Source organism: Mycolicibacterium helvum, assembly GCF_010731895.1.
In the GTDB taxonomy this organism is placed as follows: Bacteria; Actinomycetota; Actinomycetes; order Mycobacteriales; family Mycobacteriaceae; genus Mycobacterium; species Mycobacterium helvum.
On the sequence record NZ_AP022596.1, the window covers coordinates 3,043,804 to 3,059,283 of the forward strand.

General features: G+C 66.8%; 13 protein-coding genes. 6 read left to right on the plus strand and 7 right to left on the minus strand.

Annotation, left to right across the window (positions count from 1 at the left end):
• Positions 1-13: 13 nt before the first annotated feature.
• Together G6N38_RS14235 and G6N38_RS14240 are read right to left on the minus strand one after the other, a co-directional pair.
• Complete coding sequence (locus G6N38_RS14235; protein ID WP_163748462.1) at positions 14-454, minus strand: hypothetical protein; 441 nt, start codon at positions 452-454, stop codon at positions 14-16.
• A gap of 24 nt (positions 455-478) precedes the next feature.
• Positions 479-865, minus strand: coding sequence for an intersectin-EH binding protein Ibp1 (locus G6N38_RS14240; protein ID WP_163748465.1), 387 nt, complete (start codon positions 863-865; stop codon positions 479-481).
• 825 nt (positions 866-1,690) lie between these two features.
• On the opposite strand from G6N38_RS14240, the gene G6N38_RS14245 reads away from it, so the two are divergent.
• Complete coding sequence (locus G6N38_RS14245; protein ID WP_163752013.1) at positions 1,691-2,521, plus strand: SDR family oxidoreductase; 831 nt, start codon at positions 1,691-1,693, stop codon at positions 2,519-2,521.
• Here the strand turns inward: G6N38_RS14245 and G6N38_RS14250 are convergent.
• Both G6N38_RS14250 and G6N38_RS14255 read right to left on the minus strand, forming a co-directional pair.
• Positions 2,504-3,394: an NAD(P)-dependent oxidoreductase gene (locus G6N38_RS14250; protein WP_163748467.1), complete on the minus strand. Its 891-nt coding sequence runs from the start codon at positions 3,392-3,394 to the stop codon at positions 2,504-2,506. The genes G6N38_RS14245 and G6N38_RS14250 overlap by 18 nt on opposite strands.
• A 46-nt stretch (positions 3,395-3,440) precedes the next feature.
• Entirely contained in the window at positions 3,441-5,012 is a 1,572-nt protein-coding gene (locus G6N38_RS14255; RefSeq protein WP_163748468.1) for an LCP family protein, read from the minus strand.
• Positions 5,013-5,304: 292 nt separating this feature from the next.
• Here G6N38_RS14255 and G6N38_RS14260 point away from each other — a divergent pair, with 292 nt between their 5' ends.
• A complete protein-coding gene (locus G6N38_RS14260) occupies positions 5,305-6,180 on the plus strand; it encodes an FAD binding domain-containing protein (protein ID WP_163752014.1) in 876 nt (291 codons plus the stop codon).
• Positions 6,173-6,649, plus strand: a complete 477-nt coding sequence (locus G6N38_RS14265) for a (2Fe-2S)-binding protein (RefSeq protein WP_163748470.1) — start codon at positions 6,173-6,175, stop codon at positions 6,647-6,649. Before G6N38_RS14260 ends, G6N38_RS14265 begins: the two co-directional genes overlap by 8 nt.
• Here the strand turns inward: G6N38_RS14265 and G6N38_RS14270 are convergent.
• Entirely contained in the window at positions 6,646-8,973 is a 2,328-nt protein-coding gene (locus tag G6N38_RS14270; protein ID WP_163748472.1) for a xanthine dehydrogenase family protein molybdopterin-binding subunit, read from the minus strand. The genes G6N38_RS14265 and G6N38_RS14270 overlap by 4 nt on opposite strands.
• A 213-nt stretch (positions 8,974-9,186) precedes the next feature.
• Between G6N38_RS14270 and G6N38_RS14275 the strand changes: the two genes are divergently transcribed.
• The 3 genes from G6N38_RS14275 (at position 9,187) to G6N38_RS14285 (ending at position 11,867) form a co-directional block, all read left to right on the plus strand.
• Positions 9,187-9,687, plus strand: coding sequence for a DUF427 domain-containing protein (locus G6N38_RS14275; RefSeq protein ID WP_163748474.1), 501 nt, complete (start codon positions 9,187-9,189; stop codon positions 9,685-9,687).
• A gap of 119 nt (positions 9,688-9,806) precedes the next feature.
• On the plus strand, positions 9,807-11,108 hold the full coding sequence (locus tag G6N38_RS14280; protein ID WP_163748476.1) for an ammonium transporter: 1,302 nt from the start codon (positions 9,807-9,809) through the stop codon (positions 11,106-11,108).
• An 84-nt stretch (positions 11,109-11,192) separates the two neighbouring features.
• Positions 11,193-11,867, plus strand: a complete 675-nt coding sequence (locus tag G6N38_RS14285) for a GAP family protein (protein WP_163748478.1) — start codon at positions 11,193-11,195, stop codon at positions 11,865-11,867.
• Between the two features lie 105 nt (positions 11,868-11,972).
• On the opposite strand, the gene G6N38_RS14290 is transcribed toward G6N38_RS14285, so the two are convergent.
• A complete protein-coding gene (locus tag G6N38_RS14290) occupies positions 11,973-13,871 on the minus strand; it encodes a zinc ribbon domain-containing protein (protein WP_163748480.1) in 1,899 nt (632 codons plus the stop codon).
• Positions 13,862-15,475 (minus strand): S53 family peptidase, encoded by a 1,614-nt coding sequence (locus G6N38_RS14295; protein WP_220101386.1) that lies wholly within the window; start codon positions 15,473-15,475, stop codon positions 13,862-13,864. The genes G6N38_RS14290 and G6N38_RS14295 overlap by 10 nt, the downstream gene beginning before the upstream one ends.
• Positions 15,476-15,480 lie beyond the last annotated feature (5 nt).

A 15,480-nucleotide genomic window follows, 5' to 3' on the forward strand; every position in this document is an offset into this window, starting at 1 on the left:
GGGTAAATCGCCGCTACGGGCTCGACGAAAGCGTCGACTTGGGCTGAATCGGCACGTTGTCCTGATCCTCCTCATAGCAGACCGTCGACTGCCAGTAGCCCGTGCAGGAGTCACCGTTGATATTGGGCACCAGGTCGGCTGCGACGCCGGTCTCCGTGGTGCTGGTCGTATCTTGCGTGGTGCGCGGCTGCAGATCCTCGAATGACTGGTCGCCGTTGGTGGTCGCCACCGAGGTCATAGTTGGCGTGCAGTTGCCGGTCGACGGATCCAGCGACTCGCCCGATTGGCATCCGGACGATCCACCAGGTTGCGATGCCACCGGTTGGGGCCCCGGCGCTGGCTCGGGTATTCCACCGCCGCCTTCGGCGTGTGCCATCGGAGCGCTGGCGGCCGCGAGCGCGAACGCGCTCACGGTCAGCAGCTTTGCCACCCAGGTCGCGTGGACCGGCATCATTGCCCTCCTTGATTCATCCGCTGACTACGGGCTCGACGAAATGCTCGAATGCGGCGTGACAGCAGGAACTTGGTCTTCCTGCAGACCGATGCACTGGCCGGTGTTGGCGCCCGTGCACGGAATCCCCTGGACCTCGGGCAGGCTGCTGGAGTCGCCCGGCGTCGAGCTGGTCACATTACCGCTACTGCTCGTCGGCGTGGGGTAATTGCCGCCCGGCTGGTTGGGGACCATCTCCGGAATGCACTGATCGGTGTAGAGATCCTCGGACTCGCCGGCCGGGCAGGCAATGGCGGGACCCGCCGGTGCATCCGCGGGCGACGCCAAGAAGGCGACGGCGGGCGCGGCCGCGATCGCGATGCTGAATCCACCGGCGAGGAGAACGCGGCGGCCGACTGAGGAGGAAATCGCCATACTTCACACTTCCTGGAGAAGTCGACGGAGTTCCGAAGCCGGCCCTCCGTTTCTACGGACTGGACGAGACAGTGGAGCGGGGTTGTACTGCGGGAGCCTGCTGCTCTTGCTGCAATCCTATGCACTGACCAGTGTTTGCGCCTGTGCAAGGTATCCCTTGAACTTGAGGCAGGCCGCCCTGCGGGCCGCCGGCGGGCTGTGCATCGCACCCGCCGGTTGCCGGGTTGACCACCTGGCCGGGCGGGCAGGCCGCTAGGGATCCGGTCGCCGGGACGGCGAAAGCGGTTAGTGCCGGCGCCGCCGCCGCCACGAGCGCGAAGCCGCCGGCCAGGGCCAGGCGCTGCGCCGAATTCTTCAGATTAGCCATGCTTGTGCCTTCTACTTGGTTTGCTGATCAGCCGTGTCCGGGCAGCATATTGGCGCCCTTTGCGTCTCGCAGTTGTTCGGCCGTTTTATCGAAACCCGGCGGCTATCCGTTACATCCGGGTCAATATTTTCGATCCGAAAGTACCGGCGCCCCTCACCCCGTCTTACGACGGGCAATACCGGTGCACTGGAATGCGGATGCCGGAATATCGGCGACGTCTGTGCCGCAACGAAATGGCCGAGCCGGCCCGCTTCAGTCAGTCCGAATATCGCCGCCCTGCGACGTACCCAATGGCGGCAGAATCGGGTTGGATTGTGCTGTCAGATGTTCGCTGGCGACGATCGCGAAACCGAGCGGCTATCGCACGAGATGGGGCAGTGGGACGAGCGCTATGCGACGACGCGGCGCCGTGGTTCGATACGTGGAACCTGTTCGGAGTTTTGTGTGAGGAGTGCGGCGTGCAGCTCTCGTTCGAGGATCGGACGTACCTGGTCACCGGTGGTGGCAGCGGTATCGGCAAGGGTGTGGCGGAGGGGCTGGCCAAGGCCGGCGCCAATGTCATGATCGTCGGCCGCAACGCCGATCGGTTGGCCGCGACCGCCGACGAAATCAAGGCCGTCGCGCCGAAAGGCAATGTCAACTACGAGCCCGCCGATGTCACCAACGAAGACCAGATCGCCGCGGTCGTCGACGCGACCACGGCGTGGAACGGCCGGTTGAACGGTGTCGTGCACTGCGCAGGTGGTTCGCAGACCATCGGCCCGATCACCCAGATGGACTCCGAGGCGTGGCGCGCCACCGTGGACCTCAACATCAACGGCTCGATGTACGTGCTGAAGCACTCGGCCCGCCAGATGGTCCGCGGCGGAGGCGGCTCGTTCGTCGGCATCTCCTCGATCGCGGCGAGCAACACCCACCGCTGGTTCGGCCCGTATGGCGTCACCAAGTCGGGCCTGGACCACCTCATCAAGCTGGCGGCTGACGAACTCGGCGCGTCCTGGGTGCGGGTCAACGGCATCCGGCCCGGATTGATCCGCACCGAGCTCGTGCAGTTGGTACTCGACTCACCCGAACTCAGTGGCGACTATGCCGAGTGCACACCGCTACCGCGCCCGGGCGAGGTCTCCGACGTCGCCAACACGGCGCTATTCCTGCTCAGCGATGCCGCCCAGTGGATCACCGGACAGATCATCGGCGTCGATGGCGGGCAGAACCTGCGCCGCGGCCCGGATTACTCGGCGATGCTGGAGCCTGCCCTGGGTGCCGACGCGCTACGCGGAGTGGTCTGAGGCTCCCGCATCCCGGGCCGCAAGGCTGCTGATCGCCGACCAGTCCAGCTGCTCGCCGCCCTCGGCGAGCAGTCGCAGGAACCGGTCGCGTAGCAGGCTGGCGATCGGCAACGGCACCCGCAGTTCTTCGGCGGCGGCCAATACCAGCCCAATATCCTTGTGGCCCAGGGGTGCTGCGAAACCGGCCGGCTCGAACTGTTCACTGGCGATGAGGCTGCCGTAGGTCCGGTAGACGGGCGCGGAGAACAGCGTCGAGGTCAGGATGTCGAGGTACTGGTGCTTGTCGACCCCACCCCGGTCCACCAGTGCCATCGCTTCACCGAGTGACTCGATCACCGAACCGATGAGGAAGTTGCCGCTGAGCTTGACCAAGTTGGCCGCCGCCGGCTCCTCGGACACCACGAAGGTTCGCTGGCCGATTGCATCGAATACCGGCGTCACCGAGTTGACGGTGTCGGCCGGGCCGGCGGCGACGACGAACAAGGCCGCGGCCGCGGCGGCTTCCGGTCGGCCGAACACCGGCGCCGACACGAATCCCCGCCCGGCGGTGGCGTGCGCCTCGGTCAGGCGTTTCGAGAGACCGACGCTGATCGTGCTGGACGAGATGTGGACGGTACCGGGTGCGGCCGACGCGATGATGCCGCCGTCGCCGAACGCCACCCCTGCCACGGCGTCGTCGTTGGCGAGCATCGTCAGCACGACGTCGCCACCACACGCGTCGGCCACGGTATCGGCCGGCCGGGCGCCCGCGGCAACCAGTGCATCCACCTTCGGCCGGGACCGGTTGTAGACGGTCACCTCGTGGCCGGCCTTGATCAGATTCGCGGCGATACCCGCGCCCATGTTGCCCAATCCGATGACTCCTACGCGCATGACGTCAATCGTGCTCATGCGAGCGGCTCAGCGCCAGGGCATCGCCCTAATTGACACACGGGACCTTGCCGCCGTCGATCGGCGCGCCCTGGTCGGGGGTGGGCGTGATGGTCATGTCGGACCAGCTACGGCTGCTCGTCGAGGTCGTGACGGCATCCTGGGTCTGAGGCTGATCCTGCGGGACGTCGTAACCCTGGCCGAGGACGACCCGCACGTGATCGGCGGCCAGCGCGCTGGTGGCCTGCGGAGCGTTCTCGACGCCGAGCAGGGTGGCCACCGACTGCGCATCGGTCTGTCCGCCGGGGCCGTAGGTGATCACGGTGTCTATTGGTTCGCCGGACTCGCGGTCACGGACCTCGTCGACCGTGAAGTCGTGCTTGCCCAGCACCCCAGCCGCCTCTGAGGCCAGCCCTGAGGTGTCGCTGGCGTTGACAATGCTGATCACGGTCTTGGGGCTGGGCGGTGGAAGCGGCTGCGGCACAGCGCTGGTGGTCGCCGTTGGCGAGTTGCCGCCGATGGCCCTGGCGATCTCGGCGCGGATCTTGGTTGGGTCGACGATGTTGACGTCCTGGCCGTTGATGTTGTCGTAGCGCACTACCGGCAATGTCCGGAACTCGACACTGCCGCCGGCCAGCGCCGCCATCCTGCGGAACTGGTCCTCGCCCCAGCCTTGTGAGAGCACGATGTCCTGGCGGGCGACGTCCATCAACCGCTTGAACTTGTCCAGGTCGGTGAACGAACCCGACTCCTGTAGCTGATGCATGACCGAGAGCAGGAAGGCCTGTTGGCGGTGGGTGCGGTCGAGGTCCCCGTTTTCCAGGCCGTGCCGTTGCCGCACGAAGGCCAGCGCCTGTTCGGCATTGAGTGTCTGGCGGCCGGCCGGAAAGTTCGCCCCCGAGTAGTCGTCATGGACGGCATGGTTGAGGCAGACGTCGATACCACCGAGGCTGTCGGCCAGGTGGTAGAAGCTGGCGAGGTTGACTTCGGCGAAGTAGTCGATGGGCTGGCCGGTCAGATTGCGCACCGCGCGGAGGGTCGCCTTGCGTCCGGCCTCTCGCCCGGCGCGCTCCAGTTCCGCGCGATCGGAGATGCCCCCGTCGACCAGCTTCTGCTCGGTCTGTGCTTTGGTCAGCCCGTACGCTTCCTTGATCTTGATGTGGCTGTACCCCTTGATGCCGCTCACCGCCACGTAGTCGTCGCGCGGTATCGAGAACGCGACGACGTGATCGTCGGCGCTGATGTGCACGAGGATCAGGGTGTTGGTGTTGTAGCCGCCCGAGTCGGAGTCCCCGGCGTGCAGCTTGTCCAGGAGTTCGTCCGGGAGCTCGTTGCCCCCCTGGTCTTTGCGGGAATCGAGCCCGATCAGCAGGATGTTCATCGCGCCGCCGCTGGAACGCGGTTCGTCCGAGCCCAGTGCCTGCGACACCGTAATTCCGCTCAGCAACCCGTGAGCCTGGGAATAGGCGAAGCCGGTGAGCATGACCACGATCACCGAAACCAGTCCGATCGCGGATCTGGCGATGATCTTCCACGCCCGCCGGCCGGTGCCGGACCGCCCTCGATGCCGGCCGTGGCGGTTGCCCGCAGCGGCCACTCGCGGGGGCGGCGAGGGATCCATGATCGACAGTATGCGGGCAAATGCTGGTGCGGCCCCAGCGCGGGCTGGGCACCGCAGTGCGAATGGCCTGCATACCCAATGGCCGAGCTCATGGTGTTCTGCGCAGATCAAAGCGCTGCGACGATCTGGACGGGGTGCGGCGCTGCGGACTGCCACCGACGCCCTCGGCAGCGGTATTTCTCACACTCGGCGTCGCTACCGCACGCCTCGGCGGCTGTCGCCGGGGTGGTAACTGATCGCCGCACCGCTATGCTGTGCATGTGCTTAGCATGATGCGTTGCGACGGCCCGCGATGAAGCCGGCGCCGTTCGACTATCACCGGCCGGACAGCGTCGCTGAGGCGGCGCAGATGCTGACCGAATACGGCGACGACGGCAAACTGCTGGGCGGGGGACAGAGCCTGGTGCCGATGCTGTCGATGCGCCTGGCGTTCTTCGACAACCTCATCGACATCTCGCGACTGCAGGAGATGAAGGGCATCGAGGTGCGTGACGACCAGGTGCGCATCGGTGGCGGTACCACCCATGCCGCCGTCGGGGCCGATGAGCGGGTGCGCGTGACCGTGCCGCTGCTCGCCCGGGCCACTCCGTTGATCGGGCACTTCCAGATCCGCAGCCGTGGCACTATCGGTGGCTCGATCGCCCACGCCGACCCGGCCGCTGAGTATCCGGCCGTCGCGCTGGCGCTCGATGCCACGATGGAGACGGTGTCGGCATCGGGCGGCCGCGAGATCGCGGCAGGCGAGTTCTTCGCGGGCGTGTGGGAGACGGCGATGGAGCCCGACGAGATCCTGGTCGGCGTGCGATTCCCGATCTGGTCCGGCCGGTGTGGCTTCGGAGTGGAGGAATTCGCCCGCCGCCACGGCGATTTCGCGATTGCCGGGGCCGTGGCGGCTATCGAACTCGATGACGACGACCGCGTGCGGCGCAGCGGCATCGGATTGCTGGGACTGTCGGCCACACCGCGGCGCGCCTCGGCCGCCGAGGCGGCGATCGCCGGGCGCCCGATCGGTGACGTCACCGCCGAAGAGATCGGTGAACTTGCGATGAGCGGGCTCGACGACATTCCGGCCGACCTTCAGGGTTCGGCCGACTATCGGCGACGGGTCGGAGCGGCGATGGCCGCACAGGCGTGGCGGGCAGCGGTCAAGGAGGCATTCGATGCATGAGCGTCCGATCCATTTGTCGGTCAACGGAATTCCCGTTGAATCGATTGTCGATCCACGGCTGACCCTGGCCGACTTCCTGCGCGAGCGGTGCGGTCTGACCGGCACGCATCTGGGCTGCGAACACGGCTCCTGCGGTGCCTGCACGGTATTGCTCGACGGGGCGGCGGTGCGGTCCTGCCTGGTGTTCGCGGTGCAGGCCGAGGGTGCGGAGGTCTCGACCGTCGAGGGCGTCGCGTCGGCTGACGGCGAGCTCTCACCGGTACAGGCCGCTCTACGCGACTGCCACGGACTTCAATGTGGTTTCTGCACTCCGGGTTTCGTCATGTCGATCACGGCGCTGCTGCGGGACAACCCGCATCCGACCGACGAGGAGATCCGCGAGGGCCTGTCCGGGAACTTCTGCCGTTGTACCGGTTACCAGGGCATCGTCAACGCGGTTCATCAGGCCGCTGAAATAGGTCAGGCTTAGTTTCCCGCGGCCGCCTCGATCAGTGCCACGATCTGCGACGGGGTTGCCGGTAGCTTGGTGACGGTCACCCCGAGCGGGGCCAGGGCGTCGTTGATCGCATTGATCACCGCAGGGGTGGAGCCGATGGCCCCGCCCTCACCACAGCCCTTGTAGCCGCCCACTCCCGGGCCGGGGACCTCCACATGTCCGTACTCGATCGGCGGCACCTCGGTGGCCGTCGGCAGCAGATAGTCGACGAACGTGGTGGACAACGGGTTCCCGTCGTCGTCGTAGACCAGATTCTCCAGCAGGGCGCCGCCGATGCCTTGGACGGTTCCGCCGGCGATCTGGCCCTCCACGATGTTCGGGTTGATCATCGGGCCGACGTCCTCGCTGACGATGTATCGAATCAGCGTGACCCGGCCGGTGGTGACATCCACCTCGCAGGTGCATGCGTGAGTTGCGTTGGCCCAGTGGATCATCGTCTGCGAGGTGAAGCGTGCGGTCGCCTCCAGTGTGGCCGCCATTCCCGGGGCCAGCGCCTGGGGCTCGTAGTAGGACCGGTAGGCCAGATCGGCGAAACTGACGCTCTTGGAAGGCTTGGTGGCGTCTTCGATAACACTCGCCCGCGAGTTGGCCAGCTCGATGTCCGTCTCCTGGACGCCGAGCAGGTGCGCGGCCATCGCCACCAGTTGCCGGCGCAGGATGGTGCCCGCCTCGTTGACCGCACCGGCGGTCATCGGCCCGCTGCGGCTGCCCTGGGTACCGGCCCCGTACGGCGTTACCGCGGTGTCGCCCTGGATCGTCGACACGTCATTGATATCGGCGCCGAGTGCGTCTGCGGTGAGCTGCACGACGGTGGTCTCGATGCTGTTGCCGCTCGACCCGCCGTTGACGTAGACGTTGATCTTGCCGGTGGGCTCCATGCGGATGGTGCAGCCCTCAGTGGCCAGATGCCCGGTGGCGGCACCGGTCGGCTCGATGTAGGCGGAGAATCCCAGGCCGAGGTAGCGACCCTGGGCCAGCGCCTCGGCCTGCTCCTTGCGGAACCCTTCGTGGTCGAGGATCTTGACCGCCTGCTCGAAGGTCTCCATCGGGGCGACGTGGTCATACGGCATTCCGTTGGGGTTGAAGTAGGGCATCTCGTCGCGGCGCAACAGGTTCCTGCGGCGCAGTTCGACCGGATCGATGCCCATCTTGCGGGCAGCGATATCGAGAAGTATTTCTCGCGTGAGGGTTTCGTATTGCCACGGCCCGCGGTAGGCGGCCAGGCCGGCGGTGTTGGTGAACACCGTCTTGTAGTTGAAACTCGACTTGGGCACCCGGTAGGGGCCGGGGAAGAACATCCCGATCGCCGCGGTGGTCAGCACCGGATAGGGGGTTGGGTAGGCCCCGATGTCCTGGAGGAAGTCGATCGCGACCGCAGTGATGGCGCCGTCGGCGTCGAACGCCATTCGTGCGCGCCCATCGACGTGACGGGCCTGCCCGGCCGACATCAGGTTCTCGCGCCGGTCCTCGATCCACTTCAGCGCCACAGGCACCTTGCGGGCGGCCAGCATGATGCACATGTCCTCCCGCATCGGGACGACCTTCTGACCAAAGCCGCCGCCGGTATCCCGGGTGATGACGCGGACCCCTTGAGCTGGGATGCCGAGCAGACGTGCGGCGAACGCACGCAATTCGTGCGGCGTCTGGGTGGAGGCCCACAGCGTCAATTCGTCAGTGGCAGCAACCCACTCGACGATCAGTCCGCGGGTTTCGATCGGTACCGGCACGTGGGTCTGCTGATAGATCTGCTCGTCGGCGACATAGGCCGCGGCGGCGAAGGCCTCTTCGTCCGGCGGTGCCCCGGCCAGACCGCCGGCGACATTGTCGGGATACGTCTGGTGAACCACCGCTTCGGAGTTCACCGCCCGGGTGAAATCGGCGATCGCGGGCAGCGGGTCGTAGTCGACGTCGACGAGCTCGATGGCGTCCTCGGCCACGTAGCGGTTCTCGGCGATGACGATGGCGACCGGGTCGCCGACGAACTTGACCTCATCCTCGGCCAACGGCGGGCGGGGAGTGTCAGCGACATCCTTTCCAGCCACCGCATGCCAAGCCTCTTTGACTTCCGCGTTGAGGTCTGCGGCGGTGAGTACCGCGTGTACGCCGGGCAAGGCGAGCGCCGCCGAGACGTCGATGCTGTTGATCCTGGCGTGGGCGAATGGGCTGCGCACAAAACAGGCGTGCAGCATGCCCGGCCGGACGATGTCGTCGACGTAGGTGCCGTGGCCGGTGAGCAGGCGAGTGTCTTCGACCCGGGGGACGCGCGTTCCCGCGTAACGGGTGACAGGTGCGGCCATTGCGTGAGCTCCAATGCGTCGTCGACATGCCGGGCTAAGCAGTTGCTCAGCAGAGCGTACCGAAGTGCTGCGGCGCAGTCACCGAGAAGGTTGGTCATACCGAGGCTGGCAATCCGCACAGGCGGCGCAGCGCGGCCAGTCGGTCGGATGTTCCTGGCGGCCGGGATCAGCCACCTCTGTCGAGCACGCCGTGCATCTTCGTATTGTCGAGATATGAGCCGTTGGCCGACACCACACACAGCAGGCCCCGGCCAGGAATCGGTATGGGACTACCCGCGCCCGCCCCGCCTCGAGCCGTTCGCCGGTGCCATCACCGTCGAACTGGGTGGCCGGGTGATCGCGTCGACGGAGCGCGGCTGGCGGGTCCTTGAAACCAGCCATCCACCGACGTATTACCTGCCGCGCGCGGCCTTCGAGGCGGGTGTGCTGCGCGACGCGCCGGGTGAATCGATGTGTGAATGGAAAGGCCAGGCGCGCTATTTCGATCTGGTCTCGGGCACGGCTGTGGCCGCCCGAGCGGCGTGGACGTATCCCCGGCCAACGCCTGCGTTCGCCGAGATCGCCGGAGCGATAGCGGTGATGGCCAGCCTGGTCGGCCGATGCACCGTCGACGGTGAAACGGTCGTGGGCCAACCGGGCGGGTTCTACGGTGGTTGGATAACCAGCCGGGTGGTGGGGCCTTTCAAGGGGGTGCCCGGCTCGATGGGTTGGTAGCACGGGAAGAATCCCCGGGTCGCTTCGCTCCCGCCCGCCGAAACACGGCCGAAACACGATCGCCGCATCAAGGAAACACCGCGCCGACATTCTCGTCGGGACCGTCGAAGGAGCCGGACTTGGATGCGATCGATCCCGCCGCCACCGCGTGGCTGCTGGCCAGCACAGCGCTCGTCTTGCTGATGACCCCCGGGTTGGCCATTTTCTATGGCGGCATGGTTCGCACCACCGGTGTGCTCAACATGATCATGATGAGCTTCATCGCGATCCCGCTCGTCACGGTCGCGTGGCTGCTGTTCGGCTACACCCTGGCGTTCTCCGGTAGCAGCCTGGGTGGCGTGATCGGCGACCTGTCGCACATCGGGATGGCCGGGATCGGCCCGAGCACGGTGCACGGGTCGGTTCCCGAACTGCTCTTCTCCACGTTCCAGCTCAGTTTCGCGATCATCACCGCGGCCCTGATCAGCGGCGCGATCGCCGACCGGGCCAAGTTCGCCGCCTGGATGATCTTCGTGCCCGTCTGGTCGATAGTCGTGTACGCCGTTGTGGCGCACTGGGTTTGGGCGCCGGGAGGCTGGCTGTTCAAGCTCGGTGTGCTCGACTACGCCGGCGGGCTGGTGGTCGAAATCGTCTCCGGAGCATCGGCATTGGCGCTGGCACTGGTGCTCGGGCCGCGGATCGGTTTCAAAGTCGACGCGATGCGCCCGCATAATCTGCCCTTCGTACTGCTGGGCGTCGGGTTGCTGTGGTTCGGCTGGTTCGGCTTCAACGCCGGGTCCGCGCTGGCCGCCAACGGGACGGCCGCGGCCATCTTCCTCAACACGCTGGTGGCGGGCTGCCTGGGCATGCTGGGCTGGTTGTCGGTCGAGCAGATCCGCGACGGGCGGCCGACCACGTTCGGTGCTGCTTCCGGGGTGGTCGCCGGACTGGTCGCGATCACGCCGTCGTGCGGGACGGTGAACACCCTCGGCGCTGCGGTGGTCGGAGTCGCGGCGGGCATCGTGTGCTCGTTCGCGATCGGGCTCAAGTTCCGGTTCGGCTACGACGACTCCCTCGATGTGGTCGGGGTGCACTTCGTGGGCGGCGTGGTCGGCGTGCTGCTGATCGGCTTCCTGGCCACCGCGGTGATGACCGGTGGACCGCAGGGGCTGTTCTACGGGGGCGGGTTGGCCCAGCTGGGCAAGCAGGCGCTCGCGATGGTCGTGGTGGCGGCCTACGCCTTCATCATGTCGTTCGCGCTGGGCAAGCTGATCGACCGGACGATCGGCTTCCGGCTCAGCCCGGAGGACGAAACCGCGGGCGTGGACTTCACCCAGCACGCCGAATCCGCATACGCCGAGGGTGTGCACGGGCATCAGCCACTGCGCCGCCCGCTGTTCGGCGAGCAGCGCCCGAGGCCCGACATCGCCGACGAGGAGTGACCAGCTTCTTCAATTGCGCTGCGCGCAATGCTGGCATCGTCGGAGTTGACTGCGTAACTTGGCGCTGCTGAGCGGAGGTGATTGGTGTCGGGTGACTGGACGTCGGTGTCTGCCGAGCTGATTCCACTGGCGTTGGTAGTCGCCCTATCGCCGGTGTCGGTGTTACCCGCGCTGCTCCTAGTGCTCTATTCGACGCGGCCCCGCGCGGCCGGCCTGGCATTCGCTGCCGGCTGGGTGGTAGGTCTGGCGGCATTGACGGTGTTGTTCGTCAACGCGCCGAAGCTGACTGGCGCGTCGGCAGATACGACCTCGTCATCGCAGCTGTGGTTGCGCCTGGTCGGCGGCGCCGTGCTGATTCTGAGTGGCGTGGTGCTGTGGCTGCGGCGCAAGCGTTCCGCGCGCTCAGCGCGTTGGCTCGATGCGGTCGGCAAGCTGTCACCGACTCGCACCGCACTGATCGGACTGGTGCTCGCCCTGATCAATCCGAAGATCATCGTGGCTTGTGCTGCAGCGGGTTTGGCGATTGCCGTCGCACCATTGGACGCCGCCGGCCGGGACGTCGCGGTGATCTACTTCGTGGTGCTGGCGGGTTCGACGACGGCGTTACCGGTGCTGGCCCACGTCGTGGCGGCCAAGCGATTCGACCACGTGCTGGACCAGTTGCGCTCCTGGATTCAACGCCGCCAGGCCGAGATCAGCGCAGTCGCACTGCTGGTCATCGGGCTGGTGTTGATTCTGACTGCTCTGGGCGGGCACTGATCCACTTCCGGACCGCGTGAAGCGCTAGTCGCTGTCGAGAGGTATTGCCACGCCCAGTTCTTCCAGGAGGGCACGGACGCGCCGCTCGATCCTCAACCGTTGCCGCTAGCGGGGTGGATCTCCGCGCCAGGCGAAGCTGTTGACGTACTTGTCCAAATCCATCGCCAGCTCCAGGTTGGCGCTCGAGGGCCGGCCCGGGCCGAACGTCGGGCCGAACTCGCGATACGGCCCGATCGCACCCGCGATCAGGGCGAGATCGTTCTTGACGGCGACGAGGATGATCACCCGCAGATGCCGGTAGCTGGCGTCGCCGTCCTGTGGCCAGAGGTCGGCGACCTCGCCGTACCCGTGCTGGTAACCGACCATTGCGTTGGGGATCTCATAGGCGGTGCGCGCGTCGGGATAGCGCTCGGCCAGAAAAGCTTCGGCGACGTCCTTTGCCGACTTCCCTGCCGCGGGCTTACCCCACAGCTTCAGGGTGCCGCCGTCCCCGCCGGTGAAGCTGGCTCTGACGCCGTCGGCGTCGAAGGCGATCTCATACGCGGATCCCGGAGCGGGATAGGCCACCGAGAACCCACCGTCGGGCGCGGTGAACCTCGGCAACGCCGCCACCGGTGTGCCGGTGGGTGGCCTGCCGCAGTCCGGGGGGCAATTGAAGATGACAGCCGGTTCGGAGACGCGCGCCGAGAGCGCGATCAGCGGTGCGGTGACCACGACGATCGCAACCGTCCACATGCTCAGAACGCGGACGCTCGTCGTGCGCGACAACGGCCCTGAGGTGTAGGTCTCCGCTTCGACCGCGTAACCCGGCCAGACGGCCGTCCCAGCATCCGATGGCGGGTTCGACTGCGGTACCACCTCGCGGCGCTCGGCCCGTGACCTTTCCGACGAGGCGCGCGTGGCCGCGCCGCATGCTGGGCAGAATGCCATCTCCGGCACCACGTTTCGGCAATGCAGACACAGCTGCGGCTGCCCGCCGATCGGGCCAGGCTCTTCGTGTAGAAGCGCGAGTTGCAGGCCGATCCGCAGCGCCAGCAGTGCTACCAACGCCATCGCGATATGCCAGGCCAACATCTTCTCCTGGGGCAGGCCCGCGACATCGGTGATGCCCACGATCGCGTACACCCCCAGGACGGCGACCCCGAAGAACAGCAGTGCCACATTCACCACAAGCGAGCGGCGCAACGGGGTGTCGCCCGCCGGACGCCCGAACCACATTGCGGCACCAAGTAATCCGCCTGCACAGGCGGCAGTCAGCGGTATCGTCACGCCGCGAATACCGGCTTCGACGAGCAGCCACTCCACCGGCCGATTCTTGGCCACCGTAGCCGCGGCGAATTGAGGCGCCAGTCTGGTGAACGTCGCAGCAGCCGTGAAGCTGAGGGCAGACAGCACGCCGATCACGAAGCCGTTCAACGATTCCCGGGTGCCTGGCCGGATCAACCGGACCACGATGGCGGGAATCATCATCAGCAGGGCGCCACCCTCGGCGACACCGAGGCCGTCGCGCAGCACTCGGTTGCCGGCGATCCCGGCGTCGAACGGTGCACCAGTTTCCCGGATCACCAGATCGCCGGTAAGTAGTACCCAGCCCACGCCGATCGCTATGCCGAGCGCAACGGTGATCACCAGCGAGCCGCGCGGGATGTCCCGGTAAATACCGGATTGATGGCGGTGGATCACGAACAGCACCGGCAGACCGAGCGCCGCGACGGTCACCAACGCCCCGGGCAGTCGCAGTTGGACCGCTAACGCCATTGCGACGACGACCAGGACCAGTCCGAGATTGACAGGGGAGCGAGAGAACTGAGACAGGTGTGGAAACAATGAGCTGGCGATCGAGGGCCGCAGCACGTGTTCGTCTGGCGCGGCGCAGAAGGCCCGCGGGCGCAGCCACCGCGGGCCATCTCCGGGTTGTGGATTCAGGTGCACGCCACATGTTCCGCAGAACACACCGGCGGGTACCTCGGCACCGCAGGCCGGGCAGTCCATGGTCATCCGCATCCCACGCCGCATCTCTGTAGCGCCAGGATGTCCTTGACCAGATGGTCGACATTTGGAGTGCCCAGCCCGGTCACCAGGTCGTAGCCCGGCCCCGCGTCATCGACGGCATTGCCGCCCAGTGTCACGTCCCGGAACGCTGGAAGTCTTGCTCCCTGGGCGATTTCGTAGAGCAGCGGGTTCAACTCGCCGATCGGTCCACCTCCGTTGCGCACGAGGTAGTCGGTCATCAAGGCGGTCAGACCGGCCCAGATCGGCGCAGCCAGCGACGTGCCACCACCCACCACATGCTGGCGCTTGAAGACGATTCGGACACCGGTGTACGGATCAGCGACCGCCGCGATGTCGGGGGTCAGCCGCCGGCCCGGCGGGGCGGCCACCCGCAATTCCGATTGCCACGGCGGACGTTCGAACAGATTGGATACGCCACCGCCGGTGCCCTGTGAGATCGCGGGGGCGAACCAGGACTGTTCGGCCAGCCAGTGTCCCTCGGCGTCGGTCGACAGGGTGGTGCCGCCGACGTCGGTCATCTCCGGCACCGATGCCACCGAGTCCAGACCGACATCGTCGGGCGCCGGTGGCGACGACCAGTTTTGGCCGCCCTTGCATTCCAGGCCGGCGAGGTCACCGCTGGCGTTGAATGCCGTGGTGCCGTGCCGCATCGCCGCGCTCAGCGCCGAGCGGACCGGCAGGAGGTCGGCCGCGGTTGCGATCCTGTCGCAGCCCCAACCGATCGAGAAGCTCCACACCGCGCTCGGATAACGGCGGTCGGCCGCTTCCATCAAGGCGCCGATCTTCTGATAGGTGGCATCACCGGACACCGTGTCGCGGGCGTTGACCAGAACGGTCTTGGCGTCGGGGGCGACCGCGTGGATGGCCTCCAGGTCCATCGTCGCCTCGCCGCTGCGCTGAGAAGGCATGTCGCCCAGCAGCTCTGGGGTGAACTTGGGCAGATTGAACGACGTCGCAAACATATCGAGGTCTTCTTGGTCGAACCCGTCGAAGGCGAATACCAGGACCGTGGTGCCCTTGCCGGTATAGCCGCTGTCCCGCAGCGGTGCAGCGTTGTAGGTGCGCAGCAGTCCAGCGGGCGCCAGACCCTCATCGGGTACATCGAGCGGCACGATGAACGGCACCGACTCGTAATACGGTATGTAGCCGAGGATTCGGCCGAGCTCGCTGACCTCACCGGCAGTCGCGGTAGGGACGTGCGGCTGCTCGGGCGAGGCGTAGAACACTTGGCCCAGACGGCCGCGGTAGTCGTGCACAGCAACGCCGAACGCAGCACTGACAGCGGCGGGTGGCCCGTCGATGGCGGCCCAGCGATTTCCGGGTTGCCACCGCACCGACAGGTCGTGCTGCTGCGCCCAGTCGATCAGCGCCGCCGGCCGCGAATCGGTGTGCAGTCCCGCCACAAGCCGCACGCGTTGGCCGCCGGCCGGCCCCAGATCGGTAGAGGCGGCCAGCAGCGACGCGTACGGACCGGTGATGGCGCCGGCGGGTAGCGTCGTCCTGTCTGGCTGGCCGGTTGCGAACCTGAGCCCGACCGCCGCAACGACGACAAAACACAGCGACAACCACTTCGTCGCTCGCGCCGTCATCGACATGCCCG